This is a genomic window from Streptomyces sp. NPDC059895 (assembly GCF_042731035.1).
In the GTDB taxonomy this organism is placed as follows: Bacteria; Actinomycetota; Actinomycetes; order Streptomycetales; family Streptomycetaceae; genus Streptomyces.
This window is the reverse complement of the sequence record NZ_JBHWKO010000010.1, coordinates 1-24,635: the sequence shown is the minus strand read 5'-3', so window position 1 is coordinate 24,635 and position 24,635 is coordinate 1. Positions and strand designations below refer to the sequence as shown.

The following is a 24,635-nucleotide window of genomic DNA, read 5'->3' as shown; positions in this document are numbered from 1 at the left end:
AGTCACACGGCGCGTGAACCACACGGCGCGTGAACCACACGGCGCGTGAGTCACACGGCGCGTGAACCACACGGCGCGTGAAGCACACGGCACGTCCATTGCACGGGATCAACGAGCAGGGGCAAACGCCCGTTCTGTGCCGGGCCGCACCGCCGACTCGGCGTGCGCGACCGTGCCCTGCTCGGCACGCGGTCAAGCTGCGGTCCGCCCGCGGCCCCGTCCCGCCGCCGCGGTCACGGCGGAGACGACGGAGGTCGCGGCGAGGCTTCCCAGCATGACCAGCCCCGCACCGACGGCGAAAAGGCCGCTGGCGTCGTCCGACCAGTCGTAGAAGGCGGCCGCGGTGAGGCCGGCGGTGGTGCCGAGCACGGCCCCCGCGACGTGGCGCCGGGATGCCGCCCAGCACACCGGTGCCAGCAGGGTCAGCACCAGCCCGATCACCTGCCACGCCTCGTACGGGCCGGTCGTCGAACCGTCGGGGTGCACGTCACGATGCTGGTCCCAGCCCAGCCAGGCCGCCCACGCCGCTGACGCCACCGCAGCCGGCACGAGGATCGACAGGAGGCGGGAACCGGGTCTCTGCAGTCCTTTGTTCATGACCCCAGCCTCGCGGCCGGCGCCGGCGCCGCACAGAGCGCAGATACTCAGGTGCGGGGGAGTACATGAGGCAGCGACAGGGGCGGCCGGCCGGCACTCGGGTCCACCGGGGATCGGCCTGCCGATGAGAGCGACCGGGACGAACAAGCAGAAGTGGCCGATCGCCATGGTGAGCGTCCAGACCGCAACTCGCGCGCGGCCTGGTCGATCTCGCCGGCAGGCTGCCCGGCCTGACGGTCCTGGAGCGTACCGTCAACGGGCAGCCCGGCCTGGTCGCCCAGCAGGACGGCGTCATCGTGACCGTGTACGCGTGCGACATCGCGGGCGACCGGATCACGCACATCTGGGCCGTACGCAACCCCGAGAAGCTCCGGCCGTGGACGGTGAGACACAGCACCGGAACCGATCCAGCCGCACAGCGCGCTGATGGTCGGGCCGTGTGTCGACAGACCGGGGCACCCCGGGATGGGGTGGGCACCGACCCGGCGGGCGTCGTCCGGGCCCCGCTCCGGCACCATTCCGGCCAGGATCGCGCCGGGTTGGTGCCGGGGTCCAAGAAGTGGACGGGTCTTGGTGTGGCGCTGCGGCTGCTGTAGAAATGGGCCCCATGATTCAGAAGCCCTTGGTGCGACGCCTGGTCATCGACCTGTGCCGACGCCCGGCTTCGTGTTGTCGCTGACGTCGCGTCCCTGACGTCCCCCCGGCCGGTGGTGTCGCCCGAGCCGGTGCGGTTCGGCCATCGCGCCTCTCCAGTGGCTGATGTCTCCGCCCCGGACCAGTGCTGTCCCGGGCTGTTCGACCCTTCGGCCCCGTCGGCTGCTCCGGTCGTCCCGACCGCTGTCGACCCGTCCCGGCCTCTCCCGACCTTCTTCGACCTGACTCGGTCCCCCTTGATCGATCTTGGTTGATCGTCGCCTGGCACGCCTGTCCGTCCGTGCTCGTCCGTCCGTGCTCGTCCGTCCGTGCTCGTCCGTCCGTGCTCGTCCGTCCGTGCTCCGCCGATCGTGCTTCAGCGCTGGCTGGGCCCCCTGGAGGCCGCCCCATGTCCTTGGCAACACGTCCCCAAGACACCGATGCCGTGTCTGGCGAGAAGCCGGTACGGCGGCGGCGCCGGCTTCCGGCCCGGGTGCGTCATGTCGCTCTGCCGTTCGGCTCGCTCCTGCTGTTCCTGGTGCTGTGGCAGGGGCTCGCCGCGAGCGGGGCGTGGAGCGAGACGCTGGTTCCGCCGCCCGCCAAGGTGTGGGACGCGTTCGTCGCGGTGTCCACGACGAACGACGGGGTACGCGGCTACAACGGCACCTACCTCGTCGAACACCTCGGCATCAGTCTGCGGCGCATCGCGCTCGGGGCCGGGGCCGGCATCGCCGCCGGGGTGGTGTTCGGGCTGCTGATGGGCACCGTCGGCTGGCTGCGGTCGCTGTTCGAGCCGTGGATCACCTTCCTGCGCACGCTGCCGCCGCTGGCGTACTTCTCCCTGCTCATCATCTGGCTGGGCATCAACGAGGAGCCGAAGGTCACGCTGCTGGCCGTGGCCGCGTTCCCGCCGGTGGCGGTGTCCACCACGACCGCCGTGGCCGCCGTGCCGAAGAGCCTGGTCGAGGCGGCCCGCGCGCTCGGCGCGTCCCGCTGGGACGTCGTCCGCGACGTCGTCGTCCCGTCCGCCCTGCCGGAGACGCTCACCGGCGTCCGGCTGGCCGTCGGCGTGGCCTACTCGTCGCTGGTCGCGGCCGAGCTGGTCAACGGCCTGCCCGGGATCGGCGGCATGGTCAAGGACGCCGCGAACTACAACAACACGCCGGTCGTGCTCGTCGGCATCATCGCCATCGGCGTCTCCGGTCTGGTCATCGACGGCCTGCTGCTGCGGCTGGAACGTGCCGTCGTGCCCTGGCGCGGTCGCGTGTGACCGCGCCGCTCACCGTCCCTCCCCCGCACAGAAACGGCACCGCCATGTCCCGAACCCCGCACCGCCCGTCGCGCCGACTGCTGCTCGCCGGTGCCCTCGCCGCCGTTTCCGCGGCCGTCACCGGCTGCTCCTCGGACAGCGAGGCGTCGTCGTCCGGCGGGTCCAAGACGCTGCGCATCGGCTACTTCGCCTTCCCCACCGGCGACCTGATCGTGAAGAACAGGAAGCTCCTGGAGAAGGCCCTGCCGGACCACGACATCAGATGGATCAAGTTCGACTCCGGCGCCGGCGTCAACCAGGCCTTCATCGGCAAGTCCCTCGACATAGCCGCCCTGGGGTCGAGTCCGTTCGCCCGGGGGGTGTCCGGGGCCTCGCCGATCCCGTACAAGGTGGCGTGGATCCTCGACGTGGCGGGCGAGAACGAGGCGCTCGTGGCGCGCAAGGCGACCGGTGTGTCGGACGTGGCCGGGCTCAAGGGGAGGACCGTCGCCACGCCGTTCGCCTCCACCTCGCACTACAGCCTGCTGGCGGCGCTGGAGGAGGCCGGGCTGAAGGCCTCCGACGTCAAGCTCGTCGACCTCCAGCCGCAGGCGATCCTCGCCGCCTGGCAGCGGGGGGACATCGACGCCGCGTACGTGTGGCTGCCCACCCTGGACGAACTGCGCACGACCGGGACCCAGCTCACCAGCAGCAAGGAGATCGGCGCCGCCGGCAAGCCGACCCTGGACCTGGCCGTCGTCTCGGACGAACTGATCGCCCGGAACCCGCAGGCGATCGCCGCCTGGCGGAAGGTGCAGGCCGAGGCGCTGCGGGTGCTCGCATCCGACCGCGACGGCTCGGTGAAGGCCGTCGCGGCGGAGCTCGGTATCAGCGCGGCCGACGCCGAGGCGCAGCTCGCGCAGGGGGTGTTCCTCACCCCGGAGCAGGTGACGTCCGCCGACTGGCTGGGCACCGAGAGCGGTCCGGGCGAACTGCTGACGTACGTCACCGACACCGGACGGTTCCTGGCCGACCAGAAGCAGATCGACGCCGCGCCGTCCGAGGACGCCGTCCGCAAGGCCTTCTACCTCGAGGGGCTGTCCGATGTCCGCGGGTGAGACCACGAAGTCCGGCCGGAGCGCCCCCACCGGACAGGCCGGCTCCGTCCGGCTCGACCAGGTCGTCCACCGGTACGCGTGGGGCGGGGAGGCCGTCACCGCCGTGGGGCCGGTCGATCTGACCGTTCCCGCCGGGGAGTTCCTGGTGCTGGTCGGCGCCTCCGGCTGCGGCAAGAGCACGCTGCTGCGGCTGATCGCCGGGTTCGAGCGGCCCACCCACGGCTCGGTGCGGGTGTCCGGAGCCGAGCCGCGGCCCGGTGAGGCAGCCGGTGTGGTCTTCCAGACGCCGCGGCTGTTCCCGTGGCGGACGGTGCGCGGCAACATCGACCTGGCGCTGCGGTACGCGGGCGTCGAGCGCGGCCGTCGGCCCGAGCGGCGGGCGGAACTGCTGGCGCGGGTCGGGCTGGAGGGCACCGAGGAGCGGCGCGTCTGGGAGATCTCCGGCGGCCAGCAGCAGCGTGTCGCCATCGCGCGGGCCCTGGCCGCGGAGAATCCCCTGTTCCTGCTGGACGAGCCGTTCGCGGCACTGGACGCGCTGACCCGGGAGCGGCTCCAGGAGGACGTCCGCCGGGTGACCGCGCAGACCGGGCGGACGACGGTGTTCGTGACGCACTCGGCCGACGAGGCGGTGTTCCTCGGCTCGCGCATCGTCGTGCTGACCAAGGGGCCGGGCACCGTGGCCCTGGACCTGCCGATCCCGCTGCCGCGCGGTGACGTCGACGCCGAAAAGCTGCGCGAGTCACGGGAGTTCACCGAGCTGCGGGCACGGGTCGCCCACGCCGTGAAGGCCGCCGCGGCGGCCTGACCACCCGAACGCCGGGGCCTGGAGCCCACCGGCCCCGGCGACGAAACCAAGGAAGGGACACACATCACGTGAGCATCCTCAGCGTCCGGCCCGCGGTGGCGCGGCTGCCGATCACCGAACTCGGCCCGCACTTCGGCGCCGAGCTCCACGGCGTCGACCTCGGGCGCCTCGACGACGACCAGGTCCTCGCGCTCCGCGAGGCGCTCGTGCGGTACAAGGTGCTCTTCGTCCGCGGACAGGACGGCCTCGACGACGCCGCCCAGATCGAGTTCGGCCGGCGCCTGGGCGAGGTCACCACCGGGCACCCGGTGCACGACTCCGGGGACGTGGCCCCCGAGGTGTACTCCCTGGACAGCGCGGACAACGGCTTCGCCGACGTGTGGCACACGGACGTGACGTTCGTGCGGCGGCCGCCCGCGATCTCCGTGCTGCGGGCCGTGGTGCTGCCGCCCCACGGTGGCGACACCAACTGGGCCGACAGCCAGCTCGCCTACGAGTCGCTGTCGCCGGGCCTGCGGGCCTACGTCGACACGCTCACCGCCGTCCACGACGGCACCCGCGAGTTCGGCTACTACCTCGCCCAGCACCGGCAGGGGAAGGGCAACGTGTGGGAGGGGAAGGTGTTCACCGACCTGACGCCGGTCGAGCACCCGGTGGTGCGGGTGCACCCCGAGAGCGGCCGCAAGGGCCTCTTCGTGAACCCGGGCTTCACCTCGCACATCGTCGGCGTCTCCGAGTACGAGAGCCGGGGCGTCCTCGACATCCTCTACGCCCACCTCACCAAGCCCGAGCACGTCGTGCGCCACCGCTGGCAGCCGGGTGACGTCGCCCTGTGGGACAACCGCAGCACGGCCCACTACGCCAACCGCGACTACGGCGACCAGCACCGCGTCATGCACCGCATCACCCTGCGCGGCGACCTGCCCGTGGGCCCGTCCACCCCCCGCCCCGAGGGGGGTGACGGTCGGGCGTAGGCGTCCCGAGAGGGCGGGGCCCGCCCGTCACGGCGGGCGGGGGACCGTCCCGGCGATGCGCCGTCCCGCCGTCCCGCCGTCCCGCCGTCCCGCCGTCCCGCCGATACGCCGATGCGGTGAGGATGCGCTGCCCGTCGCCCGTCGCCCGTCGCCCGTCGCCCGACGCCCGCGCCCGCGCCGGCGTCCCCCGCACACCGTCGAACGCCAGGAGGCGCCGCCCGAGGTGCCGCCCCCACCCTCGACGAGCGTCCGGTCACGGTGTCCTCGCCGCGGCCCCGCTCGAAGAGCCCGGCCCCCGCCTGAGCAGCTCCGCTTATCGGTCGGAAACCAACCGGACTTGGACGCGGGGAAAACACCATGGATCAATCGGTGCATGCGAACTCTTCGTGGAATCCCGGTCCCCGACAGAGCCACGGAAGGCGCGGGGGCAGGGTACGGCATGGTGCTCGTGTCGGTTCTGACCGCCACCTTCATCGGCGGCTTCGACTCCAGCGTCATGCTGCTCGCGGCCCCCACGCTGCAGACCGCGCTCGGAGCGTCGTTCGTCCAGACCCAGTTGGTCGTCGTCGGCTACACCACGGCCTACGCGGTCGCCCTGATGACCGGGGGCAGGCTGGGTGACGTCTTCGGCCGCAGGCGGGTCTTCCTGTGGGGAGCGGCGGGCTTCACGCTCACCTCGGCGGCCTGCGCCCTCGCCGGCACACCGGACGTCCTCGTCGTGGCACGTGTCCTCCAGGGACTGACCGCCGCACTGATGCTCCCTCAGGTGCTGGCGATCATCCGCGCCTCCCTGCCCCCTCGGCTCCGGCGCCGCGCGGTCGGGTTCTACGGTGCCACCATCGGGCTGGCCTGGGTCGCCGGACCGGTGTTCGGCGGGGCCCTCATGGCGTGGGATCCGTACGGCCTCGGATGGCGGGGGCTGTTCCTGGTCAACCTCCCCATCGGCGTGCTGATCGTCGCCGGCGCCTGGAAGGCGGTGCCCGAGAGCCACGGACCGCGCAAACGGCTCGACGTGACGGGCGCGGTGATACTCGGCGCGGCGCTCTGCCTGCTGCTGTCCGTGCTGGGGAGGTCACTCGACCTCACAGCGACGCAGGTGGTGATGGCGCTGGGTGCCGTGGGGGCCCTGCTGGCGCTGTTCTGGGTCCGTGAGCTCCGCTTGGAGGCGCGTTCACTGGCTCCCATCGTCTCCCCCGGCCTCTTCCGGCAGCGCCGCTTCGCCCGAGGTCTGCTCGCGGTCCTGGTCTTCTACGCCGGGAACCAGGGATTCTTCGCCCTGCTCGCCTATTACGTCCAGGACGGCCTGGAGCGGAGCCCTCTCGTCACGAGCTTCCTCTTCTCGCCCCTGTCCGCCGGTTTCGCACTGGCGAGTGCCGTCGGCGGACGCATACCGGCGTACCGGGAGCGCAGGACCGTGCTCGGGGGCGTCTGCCTGATGGCCGCCGGTCTGCTGATCTTCGCGGCCGTGGTCTGCTGGGCGTCCGTCTCCCTGCAACTGTCCGTGCTGCCGGGGGCGTTGGGCATGCTGGGTCTGGGGCAGGGACTGGTGGCGGGCCCGTTGATCTCGCTCGTGCTGAGCACGGCCCCGCTGGAGGAGAGCGGAGCGGCCAGCGCCGTCCTCCTGACGGTCACCCAGCTCGCCCATGCCTGCTCGGTGGCGGCCATCGGCTCCGTCTTCAGCGTGGTACTCGGCGCAGCACCCGGCGAGGGCACCCATGGGCCGGCGGCCCATGCGCGGGCCGCCTCCTCCACCGCACTGGTCGTGCTGGCGGTGTGCCTCCTGGCGGGGTTCCTTCTCCGGCGGCTCTTCCCCGGTGCCCCGCGGCGGACCGGCCCCGTCGTGCGGTGACCGAGGCGGCGTCCGGCTTCTCTCCCCGCGCGCCGGACCGTCCATATGCGGACGAGGGCGCCCGGACCGCGGTCCACCGGACAGCCGGGGTCTATAGAATCCGTGATCGTGGAGTTACGGCACCTTCAGTACTTCGTTGCGGTGGCGGAAGAGCTGCACTTCGGGCGTGCGGCGGACCGCCTGGGCATCGCGCAGCCCGGTCTGAGTCAGCAGATCAAGGCACTCGAGCGGCGTCTGTGTGCCGAACTCTTCCTCCGCGACCGTCGCCGGGTCGAGTTGACCGAAGCGGGAAGAGCGCTGCTGCCCTTGGCGCGCGACGTGCTGAGCAGGTGCAGGAACCTTCAGGAGGTCATCCGCACCTACGGAACCGGTCACGTCGGCCGGCTCCGCATCGGCATCGCGCGGTCCGCCGCGGGGGGTGTCACGGATGTCCTGGTGGAGGCCTTCATGACCGCGTTCCCCCAGGTGGAGGTGCGGCTCTCCAGCGGGCACACGGCCGCTCACGAGGAGGAGTTGAGCGCGGGCGCGATCGACGTCGCGTTCGTGCGCCTTCCCCTCGAGAACACCGGTGAGCTGGTCAGCCGCAAGGTCGCCCAGGAGGCGCTGGTGGTCGCCCTGCCCGAGCGGCACCGGCTGGCCGCACAGGGCGTCGTCGGCGTGCGGGACCTGGTCGGCGAACCCCTCGTCTGGTGGCCCCGCGAGAACGGGCCGGGGATGTGGGACCACATCCTGGACCAGGTCTTCGGCCCCGGAAACCGCCCCGAGGTCTCCCGGTGGGAGCCGGAGGAGGAGCGCATGCTGCACGCCGTCGCCCGGGGACACGGGATCACCGTGCTGTGCGAGGGCCGGGCGGGGCGGCTGACGGTGCCGGGCGTCGTCATCAAGTCCTTCGCGCATCCGGTCCCGACCTGTGCGCTGGGTCTCGCCTGGCGGTCCGACAGCACGCTTCCCACACTGCACCGCTTCCTGAACCACGCGGACACCCTGATCGACGCCTCCGCCTGACCTCGCCGTTCCGGCCGTCCTCGGGCGCCGTCGTCCAGTGGTCGTCACGTTCCCGGAGATCAGCTGTCGTCGCGCTCACGGAGATCAGCTGTCGTTGTGCCCGCGGACGGCGGGGGAGTCCGAGGTGAGCACCGCCCTGAAATTGCGCACCACGGGGCTCGTCTCCCCCCGTCGCCACACGAGTTGCAGGGGCAACGGCTCGGGTTTGGGGGTGAGCTGCCGGAACTCCACGCCCGGTTGCCGCAACGCCGCCATGGTGCGCGGGACGATGGAGACGCCCACCTCGGCCGCGACCAGCCCGATGATGGTCTGCATGTGGCCCGCTTCCTGCGACACCTGGATCTCGAACCCGGCGGCCCGGGTCAGACTCGTGATCCGGTCGTGCAGCGCCGGTCCCATGCGACGGGGGAACATGATGAACGGTTCACTGGCCAGCTTGGCCGTGGGCAGGAGGACGGTGGGTGCCAGAGGATGCCGGCGGGGCAGCGCCGCGACCAGGACGTCACGGAAGATCTCCTGGCTCGCCAGGCCCTCCGATATCTCGCTCTCGCCCCAGGCGTGCAGGATGCCCACATCGATGCGCCCGGCGAGCAGTTCCTCGATCTGGCGGGCGCTGGGCAGCTCCCGCACCTGTAGTTCGACGCCCGGATACACCCGTCGGAACCGGCGCAGCAGACGGGGGATCAGCTCGGGGACGGCCGATCCGACGAAACCCAGGGAGAGTTCGCCGACATCACCGCGCCCTGTCTGCCGGGCGGCCAGCTGGGCTCTCTCGACGTGGTGCAGGGCGCGGCGGGCTTCGGCCACGAAGCTCTCGCCTGCCGCGGTGATGCTGACCTCCCGGGTGGTCCTCTCGAACAGGGAGACGCCTAACTCGTCCTCCAGCTTGCGCACCTGCTGGCTCAGCGTCGGCTGTTGCAGACCGAGACGCCGGGCCGTGCGGCCGAAGTGGAGCTCCTCCGCCAGTACCACGATGTAGCGCATCTGTTCAAGATTCATACCTCCATGCAATCACAGAGGCCGAATCTGATGAACAATCAAAGGTGGGGGTGGCGCGGGCGATCACACTGTGGAGCATGCGACCTCGATCCTCCGCTTCCGTTCTGGCCACGACCGTTGCCGCAGTCGTTCTCGCCCTGGCGCCCGCCGGCCCGGCGGCCGCCCATCACGGCTGGGAGCACTACGACACGACCGCGCCCTATTACGCATCCGGCACCGTGACCGGCGTGAGGTGGGGCAACCCGCACCCCGAGGTGACACTGCGCGTCGAGGACAAGCAGGTGCCTCAGGGCTGGGCCGACCGTGACATCCCCTCGGACCTCGAGGACATCGGCGGCCGGCAGGTCATGGAGGCGACTCGCTCCTACTCCGGTTCGAGCGACGAGCTGACCCTGATCCTCGCCCCCATCGAGCGGCTGTCCGCCTGGGGGATGGAAGGCCGGGTGGAGGAGGGGGAGAAGCTGGAGGTCGTCGGGTACCTGGACCGTGACCACGACGACGAGCTGCGCCCCGAGATGATCGTCCTCGAGGACGGGCAGACGGTGCGCCAGCGGTCCGTCCCCCTGCCGGTCGCCCCCGAGCCCGCGCCCGAGGAGGGCGGGGCGGAGCCGACGGGTTCCGGGGCCGACGGCCAGGCCGCGGAACAGGAGCGCAGTGCCGCGCCCGCCGCCGACGACTCCTCCGACGCGACCGTCTGGCTGGTGACCGGCGGTGCCGTCCTGCTCCTCTTCGTGGGGGGCGGGTACTACGTGGTGCGTCGCGCCAACAAGGCCTGAACCATGAACGAGTTCTTCTCCTGGCTCGAACGGTCCAGCCTGGGCGACGCCGTCCGGACGACACCCCTGGTGTACTCGTCGCTGGAGAGCGTGCACATCCTCGGTATCGCGCTGCTCGTCGGACCCGCCATGGCGTTCGACCTCCGGCTCCTCGGGGTCGGCCGCCGGATGCTGCCCGTCACGGCGGCCGCCCGGCATCTGCTGCCGCTGGCCCGCCTCGGATTCGCGATCGCGGTCACCAGCGGTCTGGTGATGTTCGTCTCCGGTGCCGTAGCGGTCGGCAACAGCGGTGCGGCTCCCTGGAAGCTGGGCCTGCTGATCGTGGCGGGCGTCAACATCGCCGTCTTCCACTGGGGGGCCTACCGCCGGGTGGACGGCTGGGACATCGAGGTCCCGACGCCGGCGAGAGCGAAGACGGCGGCCACCGTGTCGATCCTCGTGTGGAGCTCAGTGATCGCGGCCGGCCGCCTGCTCGCCTACACCTGAGGAGCTCCCGCTCCGTATCGACGCACGCGGAAGCCCTCCCCGTCCGGGGAGGGCTTCCGCTGTGCGTGCGCGGACGCGAGCGGCCCAAAATCTCACAGTGTGAGAATTTGTACTTCTTAGTGACGGTATTGTTAATTCCGTTTTACGTGTTCAATCATTACATGGTCAAGCGTAAATAAAGGCCGGGATTAATTTCTCTTTACCTGTTGATGCGTTGACTCCGGGGGGCCTAGTGTGGCTAGCAAGTGCCGGGATGTGAACGGAAAACGGAGGAGCTTTGTTAGTCAACAGTCAAGACCGGCTCCAGGAGCTTCTGGAAGCGCAGGCGGAAGCGAAACACCATCTTGACAGAGTGCCGACCGAAGCGTTCTACGAGGATAAGCTGCGTCGCGTATGGGAAAGAGCGTCCAAGGCTCCGGCGTACGGCACGCTCGGACCCTTCTCCATGGACGAATTCCGTAAGCTCCAGGTCACTTCCAAGGACGAGCTGAAGGCGCGGCCGCTGGAATTCTGCGCCGTCACCCCGGACGGCGCCGACAAGTACTACGAGACGACGGGCACCACCGGTCGTGCGACGCCGACCCCGCGCCTGGCCGCGGACGTCATCCGCAACGCGGTCTCCGTCGCCGAGGCGTGGCGCCCCCTGCTCTCCCCCGAGGACCGGGTGCTCAGCCTGCTGCCCTCCGACGTCGTTCCGGTCGGCGACCTCATCGCGCAGGTGTGCGAGTACCTCGGTCTCGTCCACACCCGGGCCTACCCCTTCGCGACGGGCATCTGCGACTGGGACCGGCTGACGGGCATCTGGCGTACGCTGCGCCCCACCACGGTGTTCGTCGCGCCGGGCGTCGCCCAGCAGCTGACCCGCCTGCTCAAGCGCCGCGGCGAACTCGACACGCTCAGCGCGGACGTCGCCCGGATCATGCTGCTGGGGGAGGTGAACACCGAACCCTTCCGCGTCCGCCTCGGATCCTGGTGGGGCGCCTCCGTCTACGACGCCAGCTACGGCAGCACCGAGACCGGGACCCTCTCCACCTCCTGCCGGAACGGCCGGCACCACCTTCTGCCGGCCGCCCACTACTTCGAGCTGGCCACCGACACCGGCGTCGTCCCACCGCTCGGCGGGGCCCGCGGACGTCTTGTCGTCACCCCGCTCAACCTGCACGCCCGGCCGCTGCTGAGGCTGGACACCGGCGACGAGGTCACCGTCACCGACGGCTGCGCCTGCGGCTCGCCGGCGCCGTCGGTCGTCGTGCACGGGCGCAGCAGCGACGCCCTGGTGCTCGGCGGCGCCAAGATCACCGTTCGGGACCTGGAAGAGGTCGTCTACGGCGTGACCGGCGCCACCGGATACCTCATGGAAATAGACCCCGAAGGCACGCCGCTGCGTCTGCTGCTGGAACGCGACAGTGATTCCGACCGGAATCTCGAAAACGACATGGCGGAAGCGGTGCGCACCGCTTCGCGGGATTCTCTCCAGCTCACCTGGGACACCGTAGCCTTTGTCAACACATTGCCGTCCACGACGAAAAGCGGCGGCTCGCAGAAAAGCTGGAAACGCACCAACATCCGAGTCGTGGAAAAGGCGTCGTGATGGTCCCCGAAGACCTCGTGCTCGATTCCTCGGCCATCGGAACGCCGAGCGGTCAACCCGATCTGTGGTGCACATACGCCGCGATTCGCACCATCGCCTGGCTCGGCCGGCCCGAGGGGCTCGTGAAAGCGGAGGAGACGGCGCGCTACCTGTCGTCGCGCCGCAACGGCGACGGCGGATACGCCTGGAGCCGCGGCATGGCCTCCGACGCCTGGGCCACGTACTACTGCACGCAGGGACTGACCGACCTGCTGCGCTTCGGTGTCGCCGACGCCGAGCTGAGCGGTGTCGCACGGACCACGGCGTGGCTGCGCACCACATGGTCGGACGACGCCTTCGCCATGATGCCGGGACAGACCCCGGACGCCTGGGCGACCTTCTTCTCCACCCGCACGGCCGTCGAGATCTGCTCCGACAGCGAGGCGATCGACACCGAGCGGCTGCTGAAGTGGCTCTCGGCGCTCCAGACGGCCGACGGCGGCCTCGCCTGGAGCCCGGAGCACGCCGCACTCGGCGGGGCCGATGCCCGTGCCTGCTTCTACGGGGTACTGGCCTGGCGTGCCCTCACCCGGGTCGGCGCCCACCCGGCTCCCTGGGACGTCGACCGGCTCGTGGCGTGGCTCCGGGCGCAGCAGACACCGGAGGGCGGATTCCGGTTCTCGCCCGAGGCCGAAGTGCCCTGCATGTGGGCCACCTACCGGGCGACGGTCGCCCTGGACGCGCTCGGCAGCGCCCCCACCGCCCCCCGGGCCTGCGTGTCCTGGATCGAGCGCATGCGCGGGGAGACCGGCGCGTTCGTGCGCTGGGAGGGCTACCCCGTCGAGGACGTGTGGGCGTCGTTCTGCGCCATCGGCTCGCTCCGCGCCCTGCGCGCGCCGACCGAGGCGTACGCGGACGCCGTGGTGGCCCGGATGCGGCAACTGGCCTGCGCGGACGGCGGCTACACCTATCGCGAACCGGACCTCGCGGCCGACGCCCTGTCCACCTCGGCGAGCATCCTGTCCGACCGGGCGCGCGGCGTGACGCAGGCGAGCCCCGACATCGAGGCCCGGCGCCGCTGGCTGCGCGGATGCCTGCTGCCCAACGAGGGCGGCGTGATGTACATGCCCGCCCGCGGCAGCGAAGTGCGCTGCACCCTGTGGGCGTTGGAGGCCGGCGCGCTGCACGGCGATCCCCGCCCGGCCGGGCGGATAGGCCCCTGGCTCCGGGGCCTGCAGAACCCCGACGGCGGCTTCGGCTACTGGGAGGGCCGCGGCTCCGACGTGGTCTCCAGCGTGTCGGCCGCCGAGATCCGGCGGATCCTCGGCGACGGCCGGATCCCCGGCGACGGCCGGATCCCCGGCGACGGCCGGATCCCCGACGACGGCCACGACGACGTGCTGGACCCCTCGGCACTGCTGCGGTTCCTCCGGTCCTGCCGCACACCCGGCACCCCCGAGACGGAGTGGCGTGCCGGCAACGTTCCGGGCGGTGAGCCGACCCTGCGGTCCACCCTCCAGGCCCTGCGCGCCCGGCAGCTGCTCGGGGACACCGACCGGCAGGCCGTGGCCCAGGCCCTGCAACGGCACCGGGTGCCGGGCGGCGGCTACGCCCACACCGGCAACCGCATCCCCGACCTGCTCAGCACCTACGAGGCGGTGCTCACCGCCGGCCGCCACGGCATCCCCCTCGACCGCGCGCACATCGGCGCGTTCTGCGGACGTGTCACCCAGGAGCGGGGAACGGCCTGGACGCCCCTGGCGCCCGCGGACGGCCGAGACCTCCTCGCCGGCTCCGTCGGCGACCTGCTGCGGCAGTGGGTGAGCGGTGACACCGCGCCACTGCCCGCCCTGACCATCTCGTGAGGTCCGACACCCCATGCCCACGATCACCATCACCACGCCCGAGCTGCCCGCGCCCACCCGCAGGGCCATCGCGGTCCGGCTCACCCGCTGGCTGACCGCACACGACGTGATCCCGTCGCACGTCGTGGTCCGGTTCGTCGCGGAGCGGCCCGGCAGCCTCTACGCCGGTGCCCTGCCGGTGGAAGCCCTGCCCGCCGCCGAGGACGACGACGCGATCCACCACGCCGGCGTCGTCTGCCAGCTCGGCGTGGAACGGGACGAGTCCTTCCGCGACGCCCTGGCCGCCGAGATCGGTGCCGCCCTGCGGGTCGGAGCCGGCACGGCGTTCTTCCACCTCGACATGCAGCCGGCCGCCCGCAGCCACGTCTACGTGGCCTTCGACGGCCTGCTGCGCCGCGCCGACCGTCTCGCCGGCGCGCCCGAACAGACCAAGGAGCCCGCAGCATGAGCACTTCCAGCGTGATTCCGGACAGAGCCCAGATCCTCACCCGACTGCGGGCCGCGCTGGCCGTCCCGCTCGGTGACGCGGTCGAGGGCGTCGACGACCACGCCGACCTCGCCGAGGCGCTCGGCGAACGCTACGACAGCCTCGCCGCCATGGAGTGCATCACCACCGTCGAGACCCACTTCGGCGTCGAGGTCGACTTCGTCTCCGACGACGTACGCCACATCTTCGCCACGCTCTCCCGCATCGCCGAGTTCGTGCAGGACCGGCTGGAGGACCATGCGGCCATCGGAGCGGTTCCCGATGCCTGACACGGCCACGACGGACCGCGCCCGATCCGTCCGCCACCGGGAGACCGAGTTCCGCACGTCCGGCCACACCGGCACCCCCGTGTCGTGGTGGCGGGGCGAGGACCAACTGGCGCACGAGGCCGCCCTGGTGGCCGACCTCCTGGTCGGCGAGGTCGACCACGTCATCAACTTCGCCCCCACCAAACACCTCTTCGGGCACCTCTTCGGCGAGGTGCTGCCCCGCGCGCGCGGCGTCGACGTGCACCAGGCATGGCGGCACCCGGTGACCGCCGTACCGCCACTGCGGCCGGAAGCCCGCACGCTCCTGGTGTGCCTGCCCTCGGCCTGGCCGCTGCTGCGCCGGCTGCTGCCCGCGCTCGGCGCCATGCCCCGCGTGGTCGCCCTGCACAGCACGGCCGCGGCCCCCGACACCGCCAAGGACGTCGTACGCGCCCTGCACGGCACCGGATTCACCGCCCATGCCCTGCTGGGCTCCACGGAGACCGGAGCCGTCGCACACCGCCCCATCGCGCCGGCCGGAACGGACGACGGCCGATGGCTGCTGCTGCCCGACGTCGCCCTGGTGCGCGATCCGAGCGATCCGAGCGATCCGCGCACTCCCGAGGCGCCCGGATCGCCCCAGCGGCTGCACGTCAGCAGCCCGCGCCTCGGCCGGCGGCACGACATGCCCGCACCCCCGCCGTCGTGGCGGACCACGGACCTCATCCGCCGGCTCGGGCCACGGGAATTCGCCTACCTGGGCCGTTCGTCCAGGCTCGTGAAGGCCAACGGCCTGCGCGTCTGGCTGGACGAGGTGGAGACCGCGGTGGCCACCGCCCTCCCCGGTCTGGACGTGGTGTGCCTGCCCGTACCCGACCGGGTGAGGGGCGAACACTACGAGATCTACTGCGCTCCCGGACGGCGGGGGCGCACCGCCCCCGTGGACGCCCCCCAGGTCCGCGGTGCGCTGGCCCGGGTCCTGCCCGCGGTTCCCGGCCCCAGGGCCGTACATCTGGTCGACCGCATTCCCCGCTCGACGCTGGGCAAGGTGCGGATTCCCGAGTTGCGCTCGCCGGAGCGCACGACGCCCGTCTGACCACCCTGTTGAGGAGTCATGTCCAACACCCGTTTGCTCATACCGTCACGCGCTGCCCAACAGCCCGACTGGACGCGCTGGGACGATCTGGACCGTGTGCTCGGAGAGCTGTCCGGACGGCCGGCCCCGGTGAGTGAGGAGACCACCGCCGCCCTGCGGGAGGAACTCGCCTTCGTGGCGCGCGGCACCGCCTTCGTCGTCCAGGCGGGAGACTGCGCCGAACTGTTCTCGGACAGCACGCCGGAGCGGATCCGGGCCAAGGCGACGGCACTGCACACCCTCGGTGACCTCTTCGAGTCGCTCACCAAGATCCCCGTCGTCCGCATCGGCCGCTTCGCCGGCCAGTACGCCAAGCCCCGCTCCAACCCCTGGGAACAACTGCCGGACGGCAGCCGGATCCCCGTCTACCGGGGCGACGCGGTCAACGGCGCCGAGCCGACCGACTCCGCCCGGCGGCCCGACCCGCACCGGCTGCTGCGCGCCTACGACCTGACGCAGCAGGCGCTCGCCGAACTGCGCACCGCGCGGCCGGCCGCCAAGAGCGTGTCCGCCGTCCTCGCCCCCACGTACATCAGCCACGAGGCGCTGCTGCTCGAATACGAGCACGCCCTGCTGCGCACCGACGCGCGAGGCGGCCGGTACGCGTCGTCCGCCCCGTTCCTGTGGATCGGCGAACGCACCCGCCAGCCCGACCACGCCCACATCGACCTGGCCGCCACCGTCTCCAACCCCGTCGGGGTCAAGGTGGGGCCCGGCGCGTCGGCCGCCGATGTGACCGCGCTGCTGGACAGGCTCAACCCCGCCCATCAGCCGGGCCGGCTCACCCTCATCGTGCGCATGGGCGCCGAGCGGATCGGCGAGGCCCTGCCGGCCCTGCTGGCCGGGCTCGGTCCGCGCGCCGCCGAGGCGATCTGGATGACGGACCCCATGCACGGCAACACCAGGACGACGGCGGCCGGACAGAAGTCCCGGGTGCTCACCGAGGTCCTCACCGAGGTCGAGACGTTCTTCACCGTCCTGCGCGCGCACGGCCTGCACGCGGGCGGCCTGCACCTGGAGTCGGCGCCGGACGACGTCACCGAATGCGTGGCGCGCGTCGAAGACCTCGCCGACGACACCCCGCTGCCCCGGTACGAGTCGGCCTGCGACCCCCGGCTGAACCCGGCCCAGGCCGAGGAAGTCGTCCGGCTCGCGGCCTCCCTGGCCGTCGGACCCGCCACGTGATGCTCCCGCTCCCGCCCGCCCCGGCGCACGAGAGGCCGACCAGCATGTCCGTCACCCCGGTGACCGCAAGGGAAGAGCCCCGGCTCGACCGCCGCCGCCTGCTCGGGGCCGGACTCGGCGTCGCGGCCGCTGTCTCCGTCCCCCTCGCCGCTCCCGGACCGGCCGTCGCGGTCACGGCAAGCGGCGGGAACCCGCCGGCCCTGCCCGTGCCCCACGTCACGGAGACCGCCCGCATGGGCCCGATCGGATGCGAGGGCATCGTCTTCGACCGCTCCGGCCGGCTGTTCATGTCGGACACCCTCGGCACCGGCATCCTGGAGATCGGCCGGGACGGATCGACGAGGGTGTGGTCGCGGGGACTCACCGGTGCCCCCAACGGGCACAAGGTGCTGCCGGACGGCACCCACCTGGTGGCCCAGATGGGCCCCCCGGGCGCCGTCCTGTGGCTCGACGCCGACGGGAACGTCCTGCGCACGATCACCGAGGACAGCCGGGGCCGCCCCCTGCGAGCCCCCAACGACGTGACCGTGAACCCGCGCACCGGCGCCTGCTACATCTCCGACCCGGGCCGGTTCGGCACGGGTGAGCCGGGCCGCGTCCACTACCTGGAAAGCCCCCGGGGGCAGCTGACGACCGTGGTGGACGAAGGAGTCCTCCAGTTCCCCAACGGCCTCGCGCTCACCCCCGACCGCCGGTCCCTGATGGTCTCCGAGGGCGGCCGCAACCGGGTGATGCGCTTCTCCGTGCGCCGGGACGGCAGCCTGGGCGAGCGCGGGCTCTTCGCCGAGCTGCCCTCCCAGCCCAACACCTGGACCGGCGGAGAAGCACAACCGGACGGCCTCGCCTTCGACGCCGAGGGCCGGCTGTACATCGCGCACTTCGGCACCGGGCTCCTGCGCGTCCACGACGCCCGGGGACGCGACCTGGGCTCGCTGGACTGCCGGTGTCCCTGCATCACCAACCTCGTCTTCGGCGGGCCCGACCTGGACCAGCTCTTCGTCACCGGGCACCTCGGCACCTCGCTGAGCGACCCGGGCCCCGCCGTCGTCGTACGCCTGACACTGCCGGGGATCCGAGGGCTGTCACTGCTGACAGCGGACGCGGCGCACGAACGCCGCTGACCGGAACGGACCGACCCGCACCGGAACCCGGCACGACCGCCCGCGCGGCTCGCGCCGCCGCCGACCCCCACGGTGGCCGCGCGAGCCGCGCGGCCCGAAACGCACGAGGGAACGCATTGACCACGGTGAAGATCGACGGCCGGTCACTGACCCTGGACGACGTCCGGGCGGTGGCCCGGAACCAGGACGTCACGGTCGAGTGCGCGGCCGAGGCGACACAGGCCATGCGGGCCTCCCACGCGCTCAAGCTGCGCCTCATCGCCACCGGTGACCCGATCTACGGCGTCACCACGGGCTTCGGGGACAGCGCCACCCGGCAGATCTCCGCGGACAAGGCAGCCGCCCTCCAGCGGAACATGATCCTCTACCACCTCAACGGAACCGGCCCGCCCGCCCCCGACGAGGTGGTGCGGGCGACCCTGCTGATCCGCGCCAACTGCCTGGCCAGAGGCAACTCCGGCGTGCGCCCCGAGATCGCCGAGAGGCTCCTGGACCTGCTGCGGCACGACATCCTGCCGACGGTTCCGGAACGCGGATCGGTGGGAGCGAGCGGAGACCTGATCCCGCTCTGCTACGTCGCCGCCGCGCTCATCGGCGAGGCGGACGTGCGCCACCGGGGAGCGATCCGCCGGGCCGGCGACGTCCTCGACAGCCTCGGACTGGCCGCGCTCGACCTCGAGGCGAAGGACGGCCTCGCGCTCGTCAACGGCACGTCCTTCAGCGCCGCCTACGCGGTCCTCGCCGCGCGGGACGCGCGCCGCCTCGCCGCACTGGCCGACATCTGCACCGCCCTGGCGTCCGAGGCACTGCTCGGCAACCGAGGACACTACGCGGCGTTCATCCACGACCAGCGCCCGCACCCCGGCCAGCGGGCCAGCGCCCGCCTCATCAGCGACCTGCTGGAAGGCTCGCATCTCTCGCTGCCGCACAGCCAGATCGTCACGGCCGCCGGTTCCCTGGACGGCCAGGGGTACGCCGTGCTGCGCCGCAGCATCCAGGACCGCTACTCACTGCGCTGCGCCCCGCACGTGAACGGAGTCCTGCGGGACACGCTGGCATGGGTCGAGGACTGGCTGGAGACGGAGGTCAACGCCTCCACGGACAACCCCCTGTTCGACGCGGCGGACGGGTCGGTGCACAGCGGCGGGAACTTCTACGCCGGTCATGTCGCGCAGGCCATGGACGCGCTGAAGGTCGCCGTGGCCGGCATCGCCGATGTGCTGGACCGGCAACTGGAGCTGCTGGTCGACGAGAAGTTCAACAACGGACTCACCCCGAACCTGATTCCCCGCTTCGACGAGGACGACTGGGAGGCGGGCCTGCACCACGGCTTCAAGGGGATGCAGATCGCCGCGTCGGCCCTCACCGCGGAGGCGCTGAGCGCGAGTTCACCGTCGAGCGTCCACTCCCGGTCCACGGAGGCGCACAACCAGGACAAGGTCAGCCTGGCGCCGATCGCCGCGCGCGAAGCACGCTCCGTCGTCGCGCTGGCACACGAGGTGGCGGCCATCCATCTGCTGGCCGCCTGCCAGGCGCTGGATCTCCGCGGTCCGGAGCACATGAGCCCCCGCACCCGGGCCGTCCACCGGGCGGTCCGCGCGGTGGTGCCGTTCACGGACCGCGACCGGCGCCTGGACGACGCGATCGGGAAGGTGCTCGACCTCATCACGGCCGATGTGATCACCGACGCCGCGGGGACCACCGTCGCCACCCCCTGACCAGCACCCACCTCCGCACCACACGCACGGACCGGCGCACAGGGACGAACCAGTGAAAGGGATGCAATGCCAAGATTGATCACCGTCACGGGCGCGGGCTCGGGCATCGGCAAGGCGACCGCGGCACGCTTCGCGGCGAACGGTGACAGCGTGCTGCTCGTCGGCCGCAGATTCGACCGGCTGAACGCCACGGCGGACGAACTGAAGTCCGTCGCGGGGAGCGTCCCCGTCCACACCCTCCCGGCGGATCTGTCCGACGAGGCCGGTGCCCGGCGGCTCCGTGAGCACGTCGAGGCGCTCGGCCGGCCCGTGGACGGCGTGGTCTGCTGCGCGGGAGCGGCGGCCCCGTCCGGCGACGGCCGTCTCCCGTCGGTGGCCGCCGAGTGGCACGACGCGTACCTGAGCAATGTGATGACCGCGGTGCTCACCGTGGAGGCACTGGTCCCCCTGCTGGCCGATCACGCGAGCATCGTGCTGTACAGCTCCATCGCCGCCTACCGCGGGTCGGCCGGCACGGGGTCCTACGGCGCCGCGAAGGCCGCGCTGCACTCCTACACCCATCACCTGGCCACCCGCCTCGGGCCGCGGGGCGTCAGTGTCAACGCCATCGCCCCCGGCTACGTGGCCGGCACGGAGTTCTTCGGCGACCGGATGACACCGGCACGCGAGGCGACGCTGGTACGGCAGACCGCCATGCGACGGGCCGGCGCCCCGGACGACGTGGCCGGCCTGGCCCTCTTCCTCTGCTCACCGGAGGGCGCCTACATCACCTCACAGATCCTTCAGGTCAACGGTGGCTCGCAGCACGGTGTCTGACGGCCCGACCGGTACCGACACGGCATCACAGACAGGAGCGGTGACAGTGAGGACGGAAGTGCCGCAGGCGCGCGAGGGCGCACTCGTCGCCCGGATCCCCGGGTCGAAGAGCCTGACCAATCGCGCGTTGCTGCTGGCCGCCGCGGCACCGGGCACGAGCCGCGTGCGGGCACCGCTGGTGAGCGACGACACCGTGGCCTTCGGCGCGGCGCTGAGCGGACTGGGCGCGCGCGTCGACACCGGCGGACCGGAGGGACGGTGGGAGGTGACGGGGACGGGGGGCGGCCCGGTCGGACCGGCGCGGGTGTGGTGCGCGGACGCGGGCACCGCCGCCCGCTTCCTGCCGCCGTTCGCGGCGGCCGGCCGGGGCACGTTCGACTTCGACGGCTCCGACCAGCTGCGGGCGCGCCCCCAGGGAGGGCTGATCGACGCGCTGACCCGCCTCGGGGCCCGGATCCGGGCCGAGGACCGGGGGCGGCTGCCGTTCCGGCTGGAGGCGGCCGGACTCGACGGCGGCGAGATCGCCGTGGACGCGTCGATGAGCAGCCAGTACGTCTCCGGGCTGCTGATGGCGGCGCCGCTGACCCGCGACGGGCTGGTGCTGGACGTCCGGTCGCCGGTGAGCCGCCCCTACCTGGACATGACGCTGGGCCTGATGCGGCACTTCGGCGCACGGTTCCAGGTGGACACCACCGCCGACCGCGTCGAGGTGCGGCCGGGCGGCTACCGGGCGGCCGACGTGGTCGTCGAGCCGGACGCGTCCACGGCGTCGTACTTCTTCGCGGCCGCCGCGGCCACCGGACGGACGGTGACGGTGCCGGGCCTGGGGCAGGCGAGTTCGCAGGGCGACCTCGGCTTCGTCCGCGTCCTGGAGCGTTTCGGAGCGCGGGTGACCATCGGCGCACAGGCCACCACGGTCACCGGGGCCGGTGCGCTGCGGGGCGGGTTCGACGTGGACATGGGAGATGTCTCCGACACCTTCATGACCCTCGCGGCGATCGCTCCGCTCGCCGACGCCCCGGTGACCATCCGCGGCATCGGCCACGCCCGCCTGAAGGAGTCGGACCGCATCGCGGCGGTCGCGGCGAATCTGCGGGCCTGCGGCATACGGTCGGAAGAGGGCCGCGACTGGATCACCGTGCGCCCCGGGGCACCTCGCCCCGCGCGGATCGAGTGCCGGCGCGACCACCGGATCGCCATGTCGTTCGCCGTTCTCGCGCTCGCTTCTGGCGTCCCGCTGGAGCTGGACGATCCCGCCTGTGTGAGCAAGACGTTCCCGGGGTTCCACGCCGAACTGCACCGGCTGTTCCCCGCCTACGCGATTCCGGCGAGTACTGAGGAGCACCGTTGAGCAGGTTGCGCTGGCTGACCGCGGGGGAGTCCCACGGTCCCGCACTCGTGGCGACGCTGGAGGGCCTTCCGGCCGGCGTGCCGATCACCACGGACATGGTCGCGGACCATCTGGCGAGGCGCCGGCTCGGCTATGGGCGCGGTGCCCGGATGAAGTTCGAGCGGGACGAGGTCACCTTCCTGGGCGGTGTCCGCCACGGCCTCACTCTCGGCTCCCCGGTCGCCGTCATGGTGGGCAACACCGAGTGGCCGAAGTGGGAGCAGGTCATGGCGGCCGACCCGGTCGACCCGGAGGTCCTGGCCGGTTCCGCGCGCAACGCGCCGCTGACCCGCCCGCGCCCGGGCCACGCCGACCTGGCCGGCATGCAGAAGTACGGCTTCGACGAAGCCCGCCCGATCCTGGAGCGCGCCTCCGCGCGCGAGACGGCCGCCCGCGTCGCCCTCGGCGCCGTCGCCCGGTCGTACCTGAAGGAGACGGCCGGCATCGAGATCGTCTCCCACGTCGTCGAGCTGGCCGCGGCCAGGGCGCCGTACGGCGTCTACCCGACCCCCGCCGACGTCGAGCGGCTGGACGCGGACCCGGTGCGCTGCCTGGACGCGGACGCGTCGAAGGCGATGGTCGCGGAGATCGACCAGGCGCACAGGGACGGCGACACCCTCGGCGGCGTGGTCGAGGTGCTGGCGTACGGCGTGCCGGTGGGGCTGGGCTCGCACGTGCACTGGGACCGCAAGCTGGACGCCCGGCTGGCGGGTGCCCTGATGGGCATCCAGGCGATCAAGGGCGTGGAGATCGGCGACGGCTTCGAGCTGGCCCGGGTGCCGGGCTCGAAGGCGCACGACGAGATCGTGAACACGCCCGAGGGAATCCGCCGCGCCACCGGCCGTTCGGGTGGCACCGAGGGCGGTCTGACCACCGGTGAGCTGCTGCGGGTCCGTGCGGCGATGAAGCCGATCGCGACCGTGCCGCGCGCCCTGCAGACCGTCGACGTGGCCACCGGTGAGGCCACGCAGGCCCACCACCAGCGCTCGGACGTGTGTGCGGTGCCGGCGGCGGGCATCGTCGCCGAGGCCATGGTGGCGCTGGTCCTCGCGGACGCCGTCGCGGAGAAGTTCGGCGGCGACAGCGTCCCCGAGACCCGCCGCAACGTGCGCTCCTACCTCGACGGCGTGGTGATCAGGTGAACAGCACGCAGAACACGGTCGACCGCCGGGCCGCGGTGCTCGGTTCGCCGATCACCCACTCGCTCTCCCCGGTGCTGCACCGGGCCGCCTACGCCGAACTGGGGCTGACCGGCTGGAGATACGACCGCTTCGAGGTCGACGAGACGGGCCTGCCCGCCTTCTTCCGGGAACTGGGGCCGGAGTGGGCGGGCCTGTCACTGACGATGCCGCTGAAACGGGCGGTCATCCCCCTCGTCGACGAGATCAGCGACACGGCGGCGTCCGTGCAGGCGGTCAACACGGTCGTCTTCACGGCGAACGGCCACAGCTTCGGTGACAACACCGACGTCCCCGGCATGGTCGCGGCACTGGCCGAGCACGGCATCGAGCGGATCGACTCCGCGGCGGTCCTCGGCGCCGGCGCGACCGCCGCCTCGGCCCTGGCCGCCCTGGCCCGGGTCTGCACCGGAGAAGTCGTCGCCTACGCCCGAAGCGAGGCCCGCGCCGCCGACATGCTGCGGTGGGGCGAGCGGCTCGGCGTCGAGGTGCGCGTCGCGGACTGGACGACCGCGCCCGAGGCACTGAGCGCCCCGCTGGTGATCTCCACCACCCCGGCCGGTGCGACCGACTCCCTCGCCCACGCCGTACCGGAACGCCCGGCCACACTCTTCGACGTGCTCTACTCTCCCTGGCCGACCGCACTCGCGGACCGCTGGTCCGGGCGCGGCGGGGCCGTCATCAGCGGTCTCGATCTCCTCGTGCACCAGGCGGGGCTCCAGGTGGCGCGGATGACAGGGCGGGGCCCGGTCCCGCTCGACGTCCTGCGCGGAGCCGGGCGGACCGCACTGGGCCGAAGGGCCACGGGCACGGGTCCCGCCCTCGTCCTCGTCGGCCCGATGGGGGTGGGCAAGTCCACCGTCGGCCGCCTGCTCGCCGAACGGCTCGGCGTCGCCTACCGGGACACCGACGACGACGTCGTCGCCGCCGAGGGCCGGTCGATCGCCGACCTCTTCACCGAGCACGGCGAGCCGCACTTCCGCGCCGTCGAGAAGCGGGCCGTGCGCCGGGCCCTGGCCGAGCACGACGGCGTCCTGGCGCTCGGCGGCGGCTCGGTCCTGGACGCCGACACACGTGCCCTGCTGGCCGGCCACCCGGTGGTCTGTCTGTCGATGGACGCCGAGGAAGCGGCCCGGCGCGCCGGCCTGGACGCCGCCCGCCCACTGCTGGCGGCCGACCCGCGCGGGCGGTGGCGCGAGCTGATGGAGGCGCGGCGGCACCTGTACGAGGAGGTGGCCCACGCGGTCGTGGCCACCGACGGCCGCGCCCCCGCCGACGTCGCCCGAGCGGTCCTCGACGCACTGGAGTCGGTGCCGGTATGACGACACGCATCCACGTCGGCGGCAGCGCGGGCTCCGAACCGTACGAGGTGCTCATCGGCCGCCGGCTCCTCGGGGAGCTCGGCGCGATGATCGGGGACCGCGCGAGGCG

At 72.3% G+C, this 24,635-nt stretch carries 21 protein-coding genes and 4 pseudogenes; 23 read left to right on the top strand and 2 right to left on the bottom strand.

The genetic code is table 11. The features are described from left to right. Positions 1 to 192: 192 nt before the first annotated feature. On the bottom strand, positions 193 to 597 hold the full coding sequence (locus ACFV9M_RS14370; RefSeq protein WP_385065809.1) for a hypothetical protein: 405 nt from the start codon (positions 595 to 597) through the stop codon (positions 193 to 195). A gap of 188 nt (positions 598 to 785) precedes the next feature. Between ACFV9M_RS14370 and ACFV9M_RS14365 the strand changes: the two are divergent. The 7 genes and pseudogenes from ACFV9M_RS14365 to ACFV9M_RS14335 all read left to right on the top strand — a co-directional run. After that, positions 786 to 980: pseudogene (locus ACFV9M_RS14365) on the top strand (RNA polymerase subunit sigma-24); the annotation flags it as partial. A gap of 659 nt (positions 981 to 1,639) precedes the next feature. Next, complete coding sequence (locus ACFV9M_RS14360; RefSeq protein WP_385065810.1) at positions 1,640 to 2,500, top strand: ABC transporter permease; 861 nt, start codon at positions 1,640 to 1,642, stop codon at positions 2,498 to 2,500. A gap of 44 nt (positions 2,501 to 2,544) precedes the next feature. Continuing rightward, entirely contained in the window at positions 2,545 to 3,597 is a 1,053-nt protein-coding gene (locus tag ACFV9M_RS14355) for an ABC transporter substrate-binding protein (RefSeq protein WP_385065811.1), read from the top strand. Beyond that, complete coding sequence (locus ACFV9M_RS14350; protein ID WP_385065812.1) at positions 3,584 to 4,402, top strand: ABC transporter ATP-binding protein; 819 nt, start codon at positions 3,584 to 3,586, stop codon at positions 4,400 to 4,402. The genes ACFV9M_RS14355 and ACFV9M_RS14350 overlap by 14 nt, the downstream gene beginning before the upstream one ends. A gap of 68 nt (positions 4,403 to 4,470) precedes the next feature. Then, entirely contained in the window at positions 4,471 to 5,376 is a 906-nt protein-coding gene (locus ACFV9M_RS14345; protein ID WP_385065815.1) for a TauD/TfdA dioxygenase family protein, read from the top strand. A 439-nt stretch (positions 5,377 to 5,815) separates the two neighbouring features. Beyond that, entirely contained in the window at positions 5,816 to 7,225 is a 1,410-nt protein-coding gene (locus ACFV9M_RS14340) for an MFS transporter (RefSeq protein WP_385065817.1), read from the top strand. A gap of 45 nt (positions 7,226 to 7,270) precedes the next feature. Then, positions 7,271 to 8,230, top strand: coding sequence for a LysR family transcriptional regulator (locus tag ACFV9M_RS14335; RefSeq protein ID WP_385065819.1), 960 nt, complete (start codon positions 7,271 to 7,273; stop codon positions 8,228 to 8,230). A gap of 84 nt (positions 8,231 to 8,314) precedes the next feature. Here the strand turns inward: ACFV9M_RS14335 and ACFV9M_RS14330 are convergent, their stop codons facing one another. Continuing rightward, the gene (locus tag ACFV9M_RS14330) at positions 8,315 to 9,229 is read right to left on the bottom strand and encodes a LysR substrate-binding domain-containing protein (RefSeq protein ID WP_385065820.1); all 915 of its coding nucleotides are present in this window, start codon (positions 9,227 to 9,229) and stop codon (positions 8,315 to 8,317) included. Between the two features lie 77 nt (positions 9,230 to 9,306). Here ACFV9M_RS14330 and ACFV9M_RS14325 point away from each other — a divergent pair, with 77 nt between their 5' ends. The 16 genes and pseudogenes from ACFV9M_RS14325 to ACFV9M_RS14250 all read left to right on the top strand — a co-directional run. Continuing rightward, positions 9,307 to 10,005 carry a DUF6152 family protein gene (locus tag ACFV9M_RS14325; RefSeq protein WP_385065822.1) on the top strand — a complete coding sequence of 233 codons (699 nt, stop codon included), beginning with the start codon at positions 9,307 to 9,309 and terminating at the stop codon, positions 10,003 to 10,005. Positions 10,006 to 10,008: 3 nt separating this feature from the next. After that, a complete protein-coding gene (locus ACFV9M_RS14320) occupies positions 10,009 to 10,491 on the top strand; it encodes a DUF6644 family protein (RefSeq protein WP_385065825.1) in 483 nt (160 codons plus the stop codon). A 445-nt stretch (positions 10,492 to 10,936) separates the two neighbouring features. Next, positions 10,937 to 12,082, top strand: a complete 1,146-nt coding sequence (locus tag ACFV9M_RS14315; protein ID WP_385065827.1) for a phenylacetate--CoA ligase family protein — start codon at positions 10,937 to 10,939, stop codon at positions 12,080 to 12,082. Beyond that, positions 12,082 to 13,926 carry a prenyltransferase/squalene oxidase repeat-containing protein gene (locus tag ACFV9M_RS14310; RefSeq protein WP_385065849.1) on the top strand — a complete coding sequence of 615 codons (1,845 nt, stop codon included), beginning with the start codon at positions 12,082 to 12,084 and terminating at the stop codon, positions 13,924 to 13,926. Before ACFV9M_RS14315 ends, ACFV9M_RS14310 begins: the two co-directional genes overlap by 1 nt. A gap of 13 nt (positions 13,927 to 13,939) precedes the next feature. Next, on the top strand, positions 13,940 to 14,374 hold the full coding sequence (locus tag ACFV9M_RS14305) for a hypothetical protein (protein WP_385065830.1): 435 nt from the start codon (positions 13,940 to 13,942) through the stop codon (positions 14,372 to 14,374). Then, positions 14,371 to 14,682, top strand: coding sequence for an acyl carrier protein (locus tag ACFV9M_RS14300; RefSeq protein WP_385065832.1), 312 nt, complete (start codon positions 14,371 to 14,373; stop codon positions 14,680 to 14,682). Before ACFV9M_RS14305 ends, ACFV9M_RS14300 begins: the two co-directional genes overlap by 4 nt. Further along, positions 14,675 to 15,757: an acyl-CoA synthetase gene (locus ACFV9M_RS14295; RefSeq protein WP_385065835.1), complete on the top strand. Its 1,083-nt coding sequence runs from the start codon at positions 14,675 to 14,677 to the stop codon at positions 15,755 to 15,757. Before ACFV9M_RS14300 ends, ACFV9M_RS14295 begins: the two co-directional genes overlap by 8 nt. An 18-nt stretch (positions 15,758 to 15,775) precedes the next feature. After that, positions 15,776 to 16,981: a 3-deoxy-7-phosphoheptulonate synthase gene (locus ACFV9M_RS14290; RefSeq protein WP_385065837.1), complete on the top strand. Its 1,206-nt coding sequence runs from the start codon at positions 15,776 to 15,778 to the stop codon at positions 16,979 to 16,981. Between the two features lie 44 nt (positions 16,982 to 17,025). Beyond that, complete coding sequence (locus ACFV9M_RS14285; protein ID WP_385065840.1) at positions 17,026 to 18,102, top strand: SMP-30/gluconolactonase/LRE family protein; 1,077 nt, start codon at positions 17,026 to 17,028, stop codon at positions 18,100 to 18,102. Between the two features lie 125 nt (positions 18,103 to 18,227). Then, complete coding sequence (gene hutH / locus ACFV9M_RS14280) at positions 18,228 to 19,820, top strand: histidine ammonia-lyase (protein ID WP_385065851.1); 1,593 nt, start codon at positions 18,228 to 18,230, stop codon at positions 19,818 to 19,820. Between the two features lie 66 nt (positions 19,821 to 19,886). After that, positions 19,887 to 20,636, top strand: a complete 750-nt coding sequence (locus tag ACFV9M_RS14275; protein WP_385065841.1) for an SDR family NAD(P)-dependent oxidoreductase — start codon at positions 19,887 to 19,889, stop codon at positions 20,634 to 20,636. A gap of 46 nt (positions 20,637 to 20,682) precedes the next feature. Continuing rightward, on the top strand, positions 20,683 to 21,987 hold the full coding sequence (gene aroA / locus ACFV9M_RS14270; protein WP_385065843.1) for a 3-phosphoshikimate 1-carboxyvinyltransferase: 1,305 nt from the start codon (positions 20,683 to 20,685) through the stop codon (positions 21,985 to 21,987). Next, positions 21,984 to 23,168: a chorismate synthase gene (gene aroC / locus ACFV9M_RS14265; protein ID WP_385102433.1), complete on the top strand. Its 1,185-nt coding sequence runs from the start codon at positions 21,984 to 21,986 to the stop codon at positions 23,166 to 23,168. Before aroA ends, aroC begins: the two co-directional genes overlap by 4 nt. Beyond that, positions 23,165 to 24,004 (top strand): annotated as a pseudogene (locus tag ACFV9M_RS14260) (shikimate dehydrogenase); the annotation flags it as partial. The gene aroC and the pseudogene ACFV9M_RS14260, both read left to right, overlap by 4 nt. Before the next feature lie 39 nt (positions 24,005 to 24,043). Beyond that, positions 24,044 to 24,448 (top strand): annotated as a pseudogene (locus ACFV9M_RS14255) (shikimate kinase); the annotation flags it as partial. Then, positions 24,394 to 24,635: pseudogene (locus ACFV9M_RS14250) on the top strand (3-dehydroquinate synthase); the annotation flags it as partial. The pseudogenes ACFV9M_RS14255 and ACFV9M_RS14250, both read left to right, overlap by 55 nt.

Bases quoted from the DNA above. Each gene is read 5' to 3' on its own strand.
- ACFV9M_RS14370 (WP_385065809.1), bottom strand. From the start codon at position 597: ATGAACAAAGGACTGCAGAGACCCGGTTCCCGCCTCCTGTCGATCCTC.
- ACFV9M_RS14360 (WP_385065810.1), top strand. From the start codon at position 1,640: ATGTCCTTGGCAACACGTCCCCAAGACACCGATGCCGTGTCTGGCGAG.
- ACFV9M_RS14355 (WP_385065811.1), top strand. From the start codon at position 2,545: ATGTCCCGAACCCCGCACCGCCCGTCGCGCCGACTGCTGCTCGCCGGT.
- ACFV9M_RS14350 (WP_385065812.1), top strand. From the start codon at position 3,584: ATGTCCGCGGGTGAGACCACGAAGTCCGGCCGGAGCGCCCCCACCGGA.
- ACFV9M_RS14340 (WP_385065817.1), top strand. From the start codon at position 5,816: ATGGTGCTCGTGTCGGTTCTGACCGCCACCTTCATCGGCGGCTTCGAC.
- ACFV9M_RS14335 (WP_385065819.1), top strand. From the start codon at position 7,271: ATGCGGACGAGGGCGCCCGGACCGCGGTCCACCGGACAGCCGGGGTCT.
- ACFV9M_RS14330 (WP_385065820.1), bottom strand. From the start codon at position 9,229: ATGAATCTTGAACAGATGCGCTACATCGTGGTACTGGCGGAGGAGCTC.
- ACFV9M_RS14325 (WP_385065822.1), top strand. From the start codon at position 9,307: ATGCGACCTCGATCCTCCGCTTCCGTTCTGGCCACGACCGTTGCCGCA.
- ACFV9M_RS14320 (WP_385065825.1), top strand. From the start codon at position 10,009: ATGAACGAGTTCTTCTCCTGGCTCGAACGGTCCAGCCTGGGCGACGCC.
- ACFV9M_RS14315 (WP_385065827.1), top strand. From the start codon at position 10,937: ATGGACGAATTCCGTAAGCTCCAGGTCACTTCCAAGGACGAGCTGAAG.
- ACFV9M_RS14310 (WP_385065849.1), top strand. From the start codon at position 12,082: ATGGTCCCCGAAGACCTCGTGCTCGATTCCTCGGCCATCGGAACGCCG.
- ACFV9M_RS14305 (WP_385065830.1), top strand. From the start codon at position 13,940: ATGCCCACGATCACCATCACCACGCCCGAGCTGCCCGCGCCCACCCGC.
- ACFV9M_RS14300 (WP_385065832.1), top strand. From the start codon at position 14,371: ATGAGCACTTCCAGCGTGATTCCGGACAGAGCCCAGATCCTCACCCGA.
- ACFV9M_RS14295 (WP_385065835.1), top strand. From the start codon at position 14,675: ATGCCTGACACGGCCACGACGGACCGCGCCCGATCCGTCCGCCACCGG.
- ACFV9M_RS14290 (WP_385065837.1), top strand. From the start codon at position 15,776: ATGTCCAACACCCGTTTGCTCATACCGTCACGCGCTGCCCAACAGCCC.
- ACFV9M_RS14285 (WP_385065840.1), top strand. From the start codon at position 17,026: ATGTCCGTCACCCCGGTGACCGCAAGGGAAGAGCCCCGGCTCGACCGC.
- ACFV9M_RS14275 (WP_385065841.1), top strand. From the start codon at position 19,887: ATGCCAAGATTGATCACCGTCACGGGCGCGGGCTCGGGCATCGGCAAG.